This window comes from Methylophaga sp. OBS4 (assembly GCF_026319305.1).
GTDB lineage: Bacteria > Pseudomonadota > Gammaproteobacteria > Nitrosococcales > Methylophagaceae > Methylophaga.
Window position 1 is genome coordinate 57,110 of record NZ_JAPDMV010000013.1, and the last position, 14,189, is coordinate 71,298.

The 14,189-nt window shown below is 51.7% G+C and carries 9 protein-coding genes; 4 read left to right on the forward strand and 5 right to left on the reverse strand.

Translation table 11 applies throughout. From position 1 onward, the window contains the following. Positions 1–3 precede the first annotated feature (3 nt). Together OMP95_RS05730 and OMP95_RS05735 are read left to right on the forward strand one after the other, a co-directional pair. Positions 4–1,104: an efflux RND transporter periplasmic adaptor subunit gene (locus OMP95_RS05730; protein WP_266326871.1), complete on the forward strand. Its 1,101-nt coding sequence runs from the start codon at positions 4–6 to the stop codon at positions 1,102–1,104. A 40-nt stretch (positions 1,105–1,144) separates the two neighbouring features. Then, positions 1,145–4,231, forward strand: coding sequence for an efflux RND transporter permease subunit (locus tag OMP95_RS05735; RefSeq protein ID WP_266326873.1), 3,087 nt, complete (start codon positions 1,145–1,147; stop codon positions 4,229–4,231). Positions 4,232–4,400: 169 nt separating this feature from the next. Here the strand turns inward: OMP95_RS05735 and OMP95_RS05740 are convergent, their stop codons facing one another. The 5 genes from OMP95_RS05740 to OMP95_RS05760 form a co-directional block, all read right to left on the reverse strand. Continuing rightward, positions 4,401–5,525: a hypothetical protein gene (locus OMP95_RS05740; RefSeq protein WP_266326874.1), complete on the reverse strand. Its 1,125-nt coding sequence runs from the start codon at positions 5,523–5,525 to the stop codon at positions 4,401–4,403. 26 nt (positions 5,526–5,551) lie between these two features. After that, positions 5,552–7,243 carry a DNA mismatch repair endonuclease MutL gene (gene mutL, locus OMP95_RS05745; protein ID WP_266326876.1) on the reverse strand — a complete coding sequence of 564 codons (1,692 nt, stop codon included), beginning with the start codon at positions 7,241–7,243 and terminating at the stop codon, positions 5,552–5,554. Between the two features lie 38 nt (positions 7,244–7,281). Then, complete coding sequence (locus tag OMP95_RS05750) at positions 7,282–8,649, reverse strand: N-acetylmuramoyl-L-alanine amidase (protein WP_266326878.1); 1,368 nt, start codon at positions 8,647–8,649, stop codon at positions 7,282–7,284. Positions 8,650–8,748: 99 nt separating this feature from the next. Then, complete coding sequence (gene tsaE / locus OMP95_RS05755) at positions 8,749–9,204, reverse strand: tRNA (adenosine(37)-N6)-threonylcarbamoyltransferase complex ATPase subunit type 1 TsaE (protein ID WP_266326881.1); 456 nt, start codon at positions 9,202–9,204, stop codon at positions 8,749–8,751. 13 nt (positions 9,205–9,217) lie between these two features. Then, positions 9,218–10,708 (reverse strand): NAD(P)H-hydrate dehydratase, encoded by a 1,491-nt coding sequence (locus tag OMP95_RS05760; RefSeq protein ID WP_266326883.1) that lies wholly within the window; start codon positions 10,706–10,708, stop codon positions 9,218–9,220. 220 nt (positions 10,709–10,928) lie between these two features. Between OMP95_RS05760 and queG the strand changes: the two genes are divergently transcribed. Further along, positions 10,929–11,999, forward strand: coding sequence for a tRNA epoxyqueuosine(34) reductase QueG (gene queG, locus OMP95_RS05765; protein WP_266326885.1), 1,071 nt, complete (start codon positions 10,929–10,931; stop codon positions 11,997–11,999). A 127-nt stretch (positions 12,000–12,126) separates the two neighbouring features. Continuing rightward, positions 12,127–14,076 (forward strand): methyl-accepting chemotaxis protein, encoded by a 1,950-nt coding sequence (locus OMP95_RS05770; protein ID WP_266326887.1) that lies wholly within the window; start codon positions 12,127–12,129, stop codon positions 14,074–14,076. The last annotated feature ends 113 nt before the right edge of the window (positions 14,077–14,189 follow it).

Consider the following 14,189-nt stretch of genomic DNA (forward strand, 5'->3'; position numbering starts at 1 on the left):
CAAATGAAGTTACGCGGAAAACCGGCTCTGTGGTTGATTATCGTGCTGGGCATCATCCTGGTGTTGTTTGTGATGCCTGCTGCCTCTGAACAATCCTGGCTGGATTCACTCAAAAACTGGGTGTCGCAATACAACGAAGCCGTCGATGAAGCAGGGCAGGACGACGATGGCGATGAGGCTGGGGACGATGATGATCTGCCGTCGATGACGGTGATTTTTGATGATGAGGCAATCAGTTATGCCGGTGTCGAAACTATGCCGGTCAGTGAAAAGCTGTTATTCCCTGAAATCAAAGCCTATGCCTCGGTGATGGATATCCGTGATCTGATTCAATGGCGCTCGCGTATTAACCAGGCGCTGTCAGCTGTGAATATTGCCCAGGTAACGGAACGATCTGCTTTACAAGAGTTACAACGCCTGAAAAAGCTTGCTCAGAATGGCGGCAGTGTTGCCAGCAAAAATATTACCTATGCAGAAACTGACTGGCAGAAAGCCCGCGCTAATCTCCAGGCTGCCCGGTTTCAGCTTGAAGATGCGAAGGCCGAACTTATTCAGCGTTGGGGTGACACCATTGGCCAGTGGGTACTGAACAAAAACTCAAAAGAATTCGAAAGACTGGTGTCGCGCCAGGACACCTTGATACTGGTGACATTGCCTGTTGACGAGACATTACCGGCTGATATCAGTGTGATACGTGTCTCCAGGGAAGGGAAACGGGACAGCGCCCGTAAATCCCATTTTGTCTCACCTGCCTATATTGCCACCCAGCAAATTCAGGGTGAGACTTATTTTTTCCGCATTACGACCGGTAAATTACGTACCGGCATGCGGCTGGATGCCTGGATTCCGCAAAATGGTGAGCCTTTGCAGGGGGTGCATATTCCTGAACAAGCTGTGGTTTGGTACGCAGGGCAACCCTGGGCTTATGTTGAGCTGGAAAAAGGCAGCTATAAACGGCGTCCGCTGGCTGGCGGCCAATCTGTAGTCGGCGGCATCTTCGTTCAATCCGGATTCAAGGCGGGTGAAAAATTAGTTATTTCCGGTTCACAGATGTTGTTGTCAGAGGAGTTCCGCTGGCAGATCCATGATGAGGATGATGACTGATTGGGTCAACGCAATAATATGAAATCGAATAGGGAAGCCGATGCTGTCTAAAGTAGTAGCCTTTTCAGTCCGTTTTCGAGGTGTGGTGGTGGCGCTGGCTACCTTGTTACTCGGTTACGGTGTATACAAACTGTCTAACTCCAGCCTTGATATCTTTCCGGAGTTCGCGCCGAAACAAGTCATCATCCAGACGGAAGCGCAGGGCCTGACAGCGGAGCAAGTCGAAGTCCTGGTGACACAGCCATTGGAAAATGCTTTGGCTGGTCTTGTCGGTATGGAGTCGATCCGTTCCCAGTCGATACCTAGTTTGTCGGTGTTGATTCTGACCTTTTATGACAGTACCGATATTTACCTGAACCGTCAGCAGGTTTCTGAGCGTTTATTAGGTTTAAAAGAAGCGCTGCCTGAAGGTATCGGACCACCGTTGATGGTGCCACTGGAATCATCATCCGGCACCATTATGACTATCGGTTTGAGCTCAGATCAGCATGATCTGATGTCGCTGAGAGCGCTGGTGGACTGGACCCTGTCCCCGCGTCTGCTCAGTGTTGAGGGGGTGGCTGACATTAACGTGTTCGGCGGTCACCAGAAACAGCTGCAGATACAGATTGATCCCCACAAACTGGCACGTTATGGCATTTCCGTCGATGAGGTGACGGCGGTGGCCCGTCAGGCGACGGGGCTGCTGGGCAGCGGGTTTATTGAAAATAAAAACCAGCGCATGGTGTTGCAAGTCAGCGGCCAGCCACTCAATGCAGCACAACTGGCCAAAGTGGTGGTGCGTAAAACGGACACGGCCACTTTGCAGCTTGGCGATATTGCCACCGTCAAAAGTGCACCGGCACCGGCGATTGGCGGTGCCGCTATCGGTGGCAAACCGGGCGTAGTACTGATGGTGATCGGTCAGTATAAAGCCAACACGCTGGCAGTGACCGAAGGCATTGAACAAGCCTTGAATGAATTCAAGGATGGTTTTGAGGCTGAGGGCATCACCCTGCATGATGATTTATTCCGTCCTGCCAACTATATCGAAACCTCGCTGCATAATATTCAGGAACACCTGATGGTCGGTGGCAGTCTGGTAATGCTGGTTTTGTTCCTGTTTCTGTTTAATCTGCGTACCGCCATTATTTCCATGACAGCGATTCCGTTGTCCTTGTTTGCTGCCTTGATTGTGCTGCTCGAGTTTGGCATCAATATCAACATCATGGTGCTGGGTGGCCTGGCGATCGCGCTGGGTGAGGTGGTAGATGATGCCATTATTGATACCGAGAATATTTTCCGCCGCCTGCGGGAAAATGCCAGCCTGCCGCAACCGAAACCGACCACAGAAGTTGTTTATCAGGCCTCTATGGAGGTAAGAAGCTCAGTGGTATACGCCAGTTTTATCGTGATGCTGGTGTTTGTGCCGCTGCTGACATTGAGCGGCGTTGCCGGACGTATGTTTGAACCTCTGGGTGAAGCTTATATTCTGGCGATTTTCGCCTCTTTGGCCGTTGCGCTGACTGTGACGCCTGCGCTTTGTCATATTTTGCTGACCCGCGGGAAGGAAATCAGAGACAAGGAACCGCCCCTGGTCAGATGGATGAAACCGGGTTATGGTCGGCTGCTACGCGGCGTCAGTCATTTTCCCAAGCTGACTTTGAGCGGAGTGCTGGTGTTTTGTGCGGGCGGCCTGGCTATTTTGCCTTTGCTGGGGGGCAGCTTCCTGCCGGAACTGCGGGAAGGACATTATATTATCCATACCGCCAGTGTGCCCGGTACCTCGATAGAAGAATCGCTGCGTATCGGCGGCCAGCTGGAGAAACGGGTGGCGGCGATTGCGGGCGTGCGCTCCACCTCGCAATGGGCCGGACGTGCTGAGCGGGGCGCGGACACATTTGGCACCCACTACAGCGAATATGAAATCGATTTAGAGCCGCTGGATGGTGCATCGCAACAGAAAGTGCTGGATGAGATCCGTGAAGTGCTGGAGGCGTTCCCCGGTATTAACTCTGAGGTGAATACCTTCCTGACCGAGCGTATTGACGAGACCATTTCTGGTTATACCTCGCCGGTTGTGATCAATATATACGGTAAGAACCTGGATGCGCTGGATCAGAAGGCCCAGCAAATTGCCGCGGTTATGCAGGATATAGAGGGGGCTACGGATGTGCAGTTGCGGGCGCCGCCAGGTGAACCGCAAATGGGGATTCGTCTCAATCTCGACAAACTGGCTTATTGGGGGCTGCGCCCGGCCGAGGTTATGCGGGCCGTGAAAATCGGGTTTGACGGCGCGGTTGTCGGACAGGTTTATGAAGGCAATCAGGTATTTGATGTAGTGGTGGTGTTGCCGGCAGAGCAGCGCCAGCAACCGGAACACGTTCAAGATCTTCCCATTCAAACCCCTGATGGGGTCATGTTGCGGCTACAGGATGTGGCCAATATTCAGCAGGTTCAGGGGCGTTACATGATTCTGCATAACGGTGCCCAGCGGTTGCAGACGGTGACCTGTAATGTGACCGGGCGCGATCTGACTTCATTTTTTGCCGAACTGAAACAACGGGTTCATGATGAAGTGACTTTCTCGGCGGATATTTACCCTGAATTCACCGGTGCGGCGGTGGCGCAAGCGCAGTCACGGGAAGATTTGATTGTGCATTCCACGCTGGCGGGTGTGGCGGTATTGCTGTTGCTGTATGTTGCGCTGCAGCGTCTGAGAAATATGCTGCTGGTCTTGATCAATCTGCCATTTTCTCTGGTCGGCGGGGTGGTCGCGGTGCTGTTGACCAATGGCGTATTGTCGATCGGATCTCTAGTCGGCTTTGTGACCTTGTTCGGTATTACCCTGCGAAACTCGATTATGCTGGTATCGCATTATCAGTATCTGGTCATGGAAGAGGGCGTGCAGTGGAATATGGCAACCGCGATCAGGGGCGCTCAGGAACGTCTGCCATCTATTTTAATTACCGCTTTGGTTACGGCCCTGGCGATGTTACCGATCGCGGTTAATTCTGACAGTCCCGGCCGTGAGATTATGGGGCCGATGGCCAGTATCATTATCGGCGGTCTGATTTCATCGACCGTGCTGAACTTGTTGGTGTTGCCAAGCGTGATGCTGCGTTACGGGCGGTTCGCCAGGAGTTGATATGTTAAATCCGCAGATTACGCAGATTCTCGCAGATAAAGAACCATTCCTTTTGAAATAATCTGCGTCCATCTGCGTAATCTGCGGATAAAATCTCAATCCAGCGGTATCAGAAACGCGGCAGCGATAATGGCGACCACAACCAGAACAAATAACAGATCGATCATGATCAGGGCTGGACAGCGAAGCTTTGCGCCTGTTCATTACGTTGTTCGGCAAAGAACAGGTAAATTTGCTTCAGTTCATCCGGCGCGAAATGGATCAGAATCAGCTGTTGTCCCGGATGAATAAGATTGGGGTTACGGCCCATGGTATGGGTGCTGAAATTATAGATATAGCTTGATTCCACTTTTTTATGCAGCACTTTTCCCAGAAATGAACTGAGGCCGCTGGGTAACGGTTCGTCGGCATCGGCAGGGATGACCACTTGTGCCGGGCCTTTGCTGGGATTAATGCCTTCCAGTTCTAACCCCTGACGAAAGCGTTCGATCAAGCCGACCTGAATAATACCCCACAGCCCCTGATAATCTTTTTTGGTGACGCGGTGAAGATAAAACAGGGCGTTATCGGGCAATTCACCTGACTGGATAATATCTTTCACTGACAGTTCTTCTATACCCCGATTGATGGTGGCAATGACTTTTTGCGAGGGATCCAGCCCGGATTGCGCCAATTCGCCTGCCGTCATTTGTTGTGTACGTTGATGCTGGGTAATAACCGTAACAGGAGCATCTTTGTCGACATCCTCTGCGCCAAGCAGATCAGCCAGCGGTGCTTCGGTGATGGTGCCATCTGCATGTTCCAGCGTGATGATCTGAGCTTTATCTTCTATCGTTTCATCCAGTTGTTGCAGTGTGGTGCTGTGTTTTTCCGTCTCGGTGAAGTCCAGGGTAAGCGGGGTGTCTGCTGTTAGAGATTTATCCTGCATTAACTCCTTAACCGTTGTGGTGCGGTGCTCCAGTTTCGGCAAGGCGATAATACCATCATGGCGGACAAATTCACCCTGTTCCTCAGTGACCGTCACGGCTCGGTTTTTATCGTCTTTGCTTGTGAGTTTATCTACAAAAGTTTCGGCTTCCTCCGCCATGATTTCCTGCTGATCGATGGCCGGTGTGATGCTATCGCTGATGACCTCTTCCAGTTCAGGTTCTTCCAGTTCGATAGGCGGTGTCACGGTGTGTTCCGTTCTTGAGGGTTTTAAGTCTGCAAACAATAGATAACCCACCACAATTAAGACAACCAGTGCCAGAATAGCGGGAATAAGTGAAGGAGCGGGACGCGTGGGTTTAGCCATAAGGGTTCGCTTTCAGGCAAAGAATATTAAACTGAGAATAAGCCAGTCAATGTAGCCTGATCAAGTTTTCGGTACCAGGCTGTGTCCACAGTTTTGTTTACGGGCAATTGTTGCAGAATAAACTGAGCCTGTTCAGCATTGATAATCGTTGCCGGCGGCATCAGCTGGGTCAGGGTGTCAGCCAGCACCCGTGCCGTGTCTGTCTTGATTTGCAAAGCCTGTACCACGGATATGACCAGTTGATGTAAATCGACTTGTGACAGCAGGTAAGGAATTCTTTTCACCATCACGCCGTCATTTGTGAGTTGCAGTTCCAGCGCAAACTGCTCCAATAAGTCCTGTTGAGCAACAATGAGATGCCGGGCTGCCGAGTCCAGAGGTACGGCCAGCGGCACCAGAATGGGCCTGGAGTTAAGCGATTTTGATGCTACTGCGTCGCTAAACTGTTGTTGTCGCAATGTTAAATCAGCTTGTTGTAAATCTACCAGTGCCGGGGCGGGGTGAGTGACCAGCGCATAACGCTGATGTATCAGCACCATTCCTGAGGATAGGGAGCGACCATGGCTGGCAGCAGAGACTGGCGCTGAGAGCACGGAATGTTTTTGCAGCGGTGTTTTCAGTGTATTGGCGTTGTATGGTTGCTGGACTTCGTTAATCTCCGATGGATGCTCTGATATGGCTTTGTGCAACGGCAATTGTGATGACCTGTTTTCAGTTTCCGGGCTGTTTTGTTGAAGCGCCTCCTCAACAGCACGGGTAATCAGGCCATGTACCAGCCGCGCATCACGAAAACGTACTTCATGTTTGGTGGGGTGGACGTTAACATCAACCCGGTCCAGCGGCAAAGTCAGATAAAGCACGTAAGCTGCCTGACGCCCGGCTGGCAGCGACTCGCCATAGGCCTGACGGATAGCATGATTAATAATACGATCTTTGATAACGCGGCCGTTTATAAAAAAGTACTGCACATCGGTCTGGCCTCGATGCGCCGTGCTTTTGCCTACCCAGCCGTGTAGGCTGATATTTTCAAACTCTTGTTGCAGATAATAAGCTTCACGGACAAACGCACTGCCACAAATCTTGCCAATGCGTTGTGCATAGCTGGCGGGATCATTAAGCGCTGGCAGTTTAAGCGAGGATTGATCAGCAAACTGGCAACTGAAGCCGATATCAAAGCGACTCAGTGCCAGCCGGTTCAAAGTGGTGCTCAGGTGATGCAGTTCGGTTTTGTCACTGCGCAGGAAACGGCGCCGGGCCGGCAGGTTAAAAAAAAGCTCGGCCACACTGACACTGGTGCCTACTGGATGGGCTGCCGGTGTGGGGCTGAGCTCGCCGCCGGTGATAAACCAGCCGCAGTCCTGATCCTGCTGTCTGGAGGTCAAAGTCAGCCGTGATACGGATGCAATACTCGGCAAAGCTTCGCCTCTAAAACCCAGACTGTCGATATGGCTGAGTTGGTCGCTGCTGTGCAGTTTGCTAGTGGCGTGACGGCTCAACGCCAGGGCGAGATCTTCCGCATGGATACCGTTGCCGTTATCGGTAACCCGAATCAACTGACTGCCCGCGCCTTCAATCTGGATATCGATCTGGGTAGCGCCGGCATCAATACTGTTTTCGACCAGCTCTTTTAACACCGATGCCGGACGTTCAACCACTTCTCCGGCAGCAATCTGGTTGGCAAGGTGCAGTGGCAGGGCGTGAATGCGTTGTGAGCTCATCGCGTTAGTTTATCAGTAAGCTAACACCTTGACAGGTCCTAAGGTATTTTCAGCACATCACCGATATGCAATGTGGTCGTGGACAGATTATTGGTATTTTTGATATCAGCCATGCGGACCCGATAACGCTGGGCGATAGTGCTTAAAGTATCGCCACTACTGACGATATGCTGTTGCGGCAATGCGTTGCCCGGCAGCGGGTTGCGCTGGAAGTAATTGCGTATTCCGACCATCATGGCATGTGCCAGCTTGATCTGATGATCGGCATTTCTCAGTTTTTGTTCTTCATCCGGGTTGGAGATAAATGCGGTTTCAACCAGTACGGAGGGAATGTCGGGGGATTTCAATACTACAAAGGCCGCGGATTCCACCTGTTTTTTGTGCACATTACCGACACGTTTGAGTCCGGATAATACCGTATTGGCAACTTCCAGACTGGCTTCCAAGCTGGCAGTTTGAGACAGATCCAGTAACACCGAAGCCAATAAGTCATCTTTATCTTCCAGACTGATACCTCCGGCAAGGTCCGAGGCATTTTCACGATCGGCCAGAATCTGTGCTGCTTCACTACTGGCGCCCCGTTCAGACAGAACATAGACCGAAGAACCGCGAGCACGGGTGTTGTGGAAGGCATCGGCATGTATGGAAATAAACATATCGGCACCGTTTTCACGAGCACGACGGATGCGCTGCCGTAAACTGATAAACACATCCTTGTCACGAGTCAGATAAGAACGCATGCCCGGTTCCTGATCGACCAGCTTGGCCAGGCGCTTGGCAATGGCGAGGACGATATCTTTCTCTTTGGTACCGCGACGGCCCACTGCCCCGGAATCCTGGCCGCCATGACCGGCATCGATGGCAATGACAATATCGCGACGAGGCAGAACCTTATTGCTTTTAACGACTTTGGTTGCTGCGCTTGTTTGCGCTGTGTTTTGCTCAGGGGCGGTTGCTGATGCCGGTTTAGCGTTTTCCTCAGCCTGTTCCTTTATCGCCATCAGCGGTTGTTTGGCTTGTTGCGGGGTGTAGTTCAGATCGACAACCAAGCGGTGCGGATATCTTTTATTAGGGCCGAGCGTTTGCGTTTCAAACTGTACCTGATGGGCCAGATCGAGCACGATACGTAAGGTATGTCTGTCATAAGCAGCATAGCGAACAGCCTGAACCGGTGTGTTGATAAGCGAGGGGATGATCAGCTTGTTGTGCTGGCTAAAATTCTTGAAATCAATAACCAGACGTTCCGGGTTGGACAAAGTGAAGGTGTTGTAATCGGCATGACTATCCAGATCAAAAACCAGGCGTGCCCTGTGGTCGTTGTGAGACACACGTATACCCTGGATTGATTCAGCCCAGGCGACACTGCTTACTAAAAATAACAATAAACTCAGCAGGAGACGGACCATCTCATCATCCTTGTAACCACAGGGCTATAATTGTGTCGTTCCTCTTTATAAAAATCAAGGTTTCTTTTTAAATAGAATAAGATAGAAAGAAAAGTTGAATTATTTGTGAAGTTTTTCGCAGATTTTTTCACCCAAGCTGGTATGAGGCGTAATCACTGCGCTGCGTGCATGATCCTGATAGTTAAGCTGAATAGTCAGATCCGCAGAGGGTAAAGACTCACTACCACGTTGGGCCCATTCAATCAGGCAGATGGCGCCGTTGCGAAAATAATCATCCAGACCCAGAAATTCCAGTTCCCCCGGATCGTTGAGGCGATACAGATCAAAATGAAAGATATCACGTCCATTGAGCTGATAATGTTCTACCAGCGTATAAGTGGGGCTTTTCACCTTGCTCTGATGCCCGAGAGCCTGGAGAAACCCACGGGTAAGCGTGGTTTTGCCGGTACCGAGTTCACCTTCAAGATGAAAAATGCACAGCTGTTGGGGACAGAGCTTTGCCAGCTCAGCCCCCAAGCTCAATGTGGCGGGTTCGTCAGCAAGGAACCGCTGCAAAATAAACCTGGTACTAATACTTCAGGTTAGCCAGATGGCGTAGATGTGGCATCAAGTCCATTGCCAGCATACCGCGCTCGCCATCCTGTTCTGCGGCTTTGTCAGCGGCCATGCCGTGTAAGGTGACACCGACACAGGCAGCATCCATCAAGGTGAAGTGCTGTGCCAGCAGGCCACCGATTACACCGGCGAGCGCATCGCCCATACCTCCGCTGCCCATGCCCGGGTTACCCCAGGTGGAGAGCCGGGTGGGAGCTTCACCGCCATAGATCAAGGTGCCAGAACCTTTCAGTACGATAATGCCGCCGTAACGGTCATGCAGTTTCTGAACCGCCGCAAAACGATCGGCCTGAATGTCATCCGAAGTACAACCGAGCAAGCGGGCCGCTTCACCCGGGTGCGGTGTCAGAATCCAGTTGTCATGACGTTGTGGATTTTTACTCAACAGGTTCAAGGCGTCGGCATCCACTACCATCGGCAAGTTAGTTTCGATGGCTTTTTGAAACAAAGACTTACCCCAGCTGGTTTGACCCAGACCAGGACCTACCGTCAAAGCATTAGCCGGGCGTACCAGCGGATCCAGATCATCCGGATGTTCTACGCCGTAACACATCAGTTCAGGCCGGGCCAGATTCAGCGTCGGGCCATGCGCGCTACGGGTGGCGATACTGGTCAGACCGGCGCCGACACGGGCACCTGCTTCGGCAGCGACCCGGGCCGCGCCGGGCATGCCATGATCACCACCGATGATCAACAAATGCCCGTAAAGTCCTTTATGACCGGTTCTTTCTCGCGGAGCCAGACCGGCGGCGGCATCATTTTCCAGGCTGACACGGCGGGCGATCGGGGTAAATTCCTTGTATATCGCGGAAGGCACTTTCAAAGCGTCAAAACAGACGGTGCCGCAATAGTTAGGGCCTTCGCCGGTAAACAGGCCTTTGTTCAAACCCAGAAAGCTCAGGGTGATGGTCGCTCTGACGGCTATGCCCAAGGCGCGGCCGGTATCAGCATGAATACCGGATGGAATATCCAGAGACAGCACCGGAATGCGGGTACTTTTATTGATGGCATCAATGGCCCGGGCATAAATGCCGGTGACTTCACGGGACAGGCCGGTACCCAACAAAGCGTCGACCAGAACATCGGTAGAGGGAAGTTTATCTTCAAACTGGTGAATTTCAGTACCGGTCGCTACTACCGCTTCCCGCGCTGCGGCAGTTTCTTCGGACATCTTTCCTGCCGAACCCACCTCGTAAACCACCACACGATAATCTTTTGCCAAAGCCTGTCTGGCCAGTTCAAAGCCATCTCCGCCATTGTTACCGGTGCCACAGACAACCAGAATTCTTTCAGCCTGAGGCCAGTGATTCTTGATGCGCTCCAGTGCCGCTGCCCCTGCACGGGCCATCAGTTTGGCGGAAGATATATTATGTTTTTCGGTGACTATACGATCCAGCTCGCGCGTCTGTTCAGCGGTGTACAGTTCGTGGGGCAGGTTAAGCATAAGGGGCTAATCCAAAAAAAGTTAACGACGATTATACCGAAACAACCTGAAAATGCATGGGCTCCCGCAGGGCGAGACGATAAACCGGTCTGTTCACGACATAATATCTTGAAAGAGAATAGTTATTCCTGCGATATTCTGCCGCAAACAGGCTGGCTTCTTGCCTCGCTGAAATCGTGCATTTTCAGGTTGTTTCGGTATAGGCTTTATAATAACGTGCATGGGTGAAAAAAACACAAATGAAGCTATGAAGGTGTTGCTGAGCCGAGTGCAGACCTGGGCCCGATCTCTCGGTTTTCAGGCGCTGGGTGTCAGTGATATCGACCTCAGTGATGCAGATCAAAAGTTGCAGGACTGGCTGGCAAAAGGTTTCCATGGCGAAATGGCATTTATGGCCCGTCACGGCAGTAAGCGCAGTCATCCGGAGCAACTGGTGGAAGGGACTGTGCGTGTCATCAGTGTCAGAATGGATTATTGGCCGGGAGAGACGGCCGAGCCGTGGCAGGTGCTGGAAGATGGTAATAAAGCTTTTATTTCCCGTTATGCGCTGGGACGAGATTATCATAAGCTGATGCGCAAGCGGCTGGCGCGACTGGCAAAATGTATTGAGCAAGAAGTGGGGCCGATAGGCCATCGGGTGTTTACCGATAGCGCGCCGGTACTGGAAAAAGCGATTGCCGAAAAAGCGGGACTGGGCTGGATTGGCAAACATACCAATGTACTCAACCGCGATCATGGTTCCTATTTCTTTCTGGGCGAAATATATACCGATTTGCCGTTGCCGCTTACCGAAGCCACCACCCCGCACTGCGGCAGTTGTACCGCTTGTATTGATATCTGTCCGACGCAGGCTATTGTCGCCCCGTATGAGCTTGACGCCCGCCGCTGTATTTCTTATCTCACCATTGAGCTGAAAGGTTCGATTCCGGAACAATTCCGATCGATGATGGGTAATCGTATTTATGGTTGCGATGACTGCCAATTGGTCTGCCCGTGGAATAAGTATGCTCAGGCGACAACAGAATCAGACTATCTGCCAAGGCAGGGACTGGATTCTCCGCAGTTGGCGGCTCTGTTCGGATGGACGGAACAAGAATTTCTCGACAAGCTGGAAGGCAGCCCGATTCGGCGTATTGGTTATCAATGCTGGCTGCGTAATATTGCCGTAGCACTGGGCAATGCAGAAACCAGTCCAGCGGTGATCCATGCGCTGCAAAACCGGCGTCACGATTCTTCTGAATTGGTGCGGGAACATGTTGTCTGGGCGCTGACCCGGCATGGCCTGTCATAATGATGTCATTGATGAAGACGGTAAGGGCATTCTGACAAGTTGTTTTGGTATAAAGCGGGCAGGCCGTTGTAATATCTATGTCATATTTAGCCGGTACAGTCAGCGGTTCAGAATTTCCTGACCGATTATGAGTGACTGTGTGAAGCTGGCGACCGTATCCAAAATACTAATTTCCCTCGTTGTCTCTCTGTTAATCCTTTCTGCGGCCATTGGGGTATGGGGATGGCGTCAACTGGACAAACCTTATCAAATCTCCCAGCAGTTCAAACAGTATCGTGATGTGTTTGAAATCGATGCCCGGATTCTGCTAGAGCGCTATCTTGCCTCCGGTAACGCCGACTTGCTGCAGCAGGCCGAAACGACACTGAATACACTGAAACAGCAGACGCTTGAATGGTTGTCTGATGAGGAAAATTCCGACATTCAGACCGGCATCGGTCATTTGCAGCAAAAAGTACAACTGGTCAGAGCGGCGGGCAAACTGGCGGCCAATCCGCAGGGTTTATTAATCAATAATGAACGGGAGCGTGGCGGCGATCTGGCCTTGTTACTCGACTATGCCCATCAGGCTGATTATCGTTTTAGTGACGTGCAACGCCCTTTTCTACAAACGCTGGTCAAGCTCAGTCACAGCCTGAACCAGCTGGCGCGACTCAGACAGCAGTATCTGGCTGATCGCCAGCCCGAACAGCAGCAGGCTTTGCTCGACGAAAATCGGCATTTCAATTCGCTGGTGGAACAGTTGGCCGCCCTGCCGCGTTTTGGCATTTATACGCAAGTGGATGAAGAGGCGTTGATTCCCCAGGAACCCGATGAAAAAGGGCAGCTCAGTATTGATTCACTGCGTAGTCTCAGCCAACGCTATGAAAAAGAAATTACCAATACCATCGAGCTGCAACAACGTATGCAGCAGAGTCGAGCAGGGCTGAATGAACAAATCCACGCTTTGCAGGCTTTATTGGGCGGTTATCAGCAGCGTATTGACGAAATCAAAGCGGCTATTACCACTCAGGTGCGCTGGTCTTTGATGTTGGCAATAGCGCTGATTGTTATGGCGTTAGCGGTGCAGTTTCTGCTGCAAAATCGCATGATTGGTTTTATGCTCAGACTGGAAACCTTCCTGAAATATATGCTGAACGGCCATTACACACAAACGCTGACGCCGGACATGCAGTTTGCAGAGACAAAATCGCTAGAGAGCTCGGCGCATCATTTGCAAAGCTATCTGGCGGATCTGATTGAACAGCTTAACCAGCAGGCACAGCAAGTGATAACCGCCAGTCAGGCGATGCAGTCTGTGTCAGAAACAACCGGTGAATTGACGGAACAACAGCAGTCGGCGACCGATCAGGTGGCCACCGCTGTCACTGAATTATCTTATTCGTTCAAAGAGGTGGCAGCGAATGCCTCGCACGCTTCCAGTTCTGCAACGGAGGCGAATGACGCCACCTTGGAAGCGAGACAGACTTTGCTGGTGGCAACCCGGGCGACAGAAAAGCTGGCGGCAGATTTGCTGGATGTGGAAGCGGTGATGGGCCGCCTGGAGCAAAATAGCAAAAATATCGGCGCTGTGCTGGCGGTGATTCAAGGTGTCGCAGAACAGACCAATCTGCTTGCGCTTAATGCCGCGATAGAAGCTGCCAGGGCCGGAGAGCATGGCCGCGGTTTTGCTGTTGTCGCCGATGAAGTCAGGCAATTGGCTTCCAGAACCACACAATCGACGGAAGAAATCCGGGCTATTATCGAGCAGCTGGCAGTATCCGGCGCCGAAGCGACCGGCATTGTCAAACAGCAAAGTCAGGCTGCCAGTCATTGTGCCATGCAAACAGCGGCCGCAGGCTCGGCCATCGAGCCGGTGGTATCAGCGATGGATAATATTACTCAGATAAATGCGGCGATTGCCACGGCAACCCAACAGCAGACCACCACGGTCGATGATATCGCCAGAACCACAGAGCAGATTAAATCGGATTCGGAACGGGTCAATAAAAATATTGTGGCTATTCAAGATGCCGGCGACAGTCTGACCACGATCAGTGAAACACTCAATCAGCTGGTACAGCAGTTAAAAGCCTGATAGTTTCTCGTTTTCAGAACCTGTTTAAAGTTTTCTCCGCCGTGATGTTATTAAGCAGGCTTTCAGGCCCCGGTCTCTGCAGCTAACGGTAACTCAAACCAGAAAGTAGAGCC

Bases quoted from the DNA above. Each gene is read 5' to 3' on its own strand.
- OMP95_RS05730 (WP_266326871.1), top strand. From the start codon at position 4: ATGAAGTTACGCGGAAAACCGGCTCTGTGGTTGATTATCGTGCTGGGC.
- OMP95_RS05735 (WP_266326873.1), top strand. From the start codon at position 1,145: ATGCTGTCTAAAGTAGTAGCCTTTTCAGTCCGTTTTCGAGGTGTGGTG.
- OMP95_RS05740 (WP_266326874.1), bottom strand. From the start codon at position 5,525: ATGGCTAAACCCACGCGTCCCGCTCCTTCACTTATTCCCGCTATTCTG.
- mutL (WP_266326876.1), bottom strand. From the start codon at position 7,243: ATGAGCTCACAACGCATTCACGCCCTGCCACTGCACCTTGCCAACCAG.
- OMP95_RS05750 (WP_266326878.1), bottom strand. From the start codon at position 8,649: ATGGTCCGTCTCCTGCTGAGTTTATTGTTATTTTTAGTAAGCAGTGTC.
- OMP95_RS05760 (WP_266326883.1), bottom strand. From the start codon at position 10,708: ATGCTTAACCTGCCCCACGAACTGTACACCGCTGAACAGACGCGCGAG.
- queG (WP_266326885.1), top strand. From the start codon at position 10,929: ATGGGTGAAAAAAACACAAATGAAGCTATGAAGGTGTTGCTGAGCCGA.
- OMP95_RS05770 (WP_266326887.1), top strand. From the start codon at position 12,127: ATGAGTGACTGTGTGAAGCTGGCGACCGTATCCAAAATACTAATTTCC.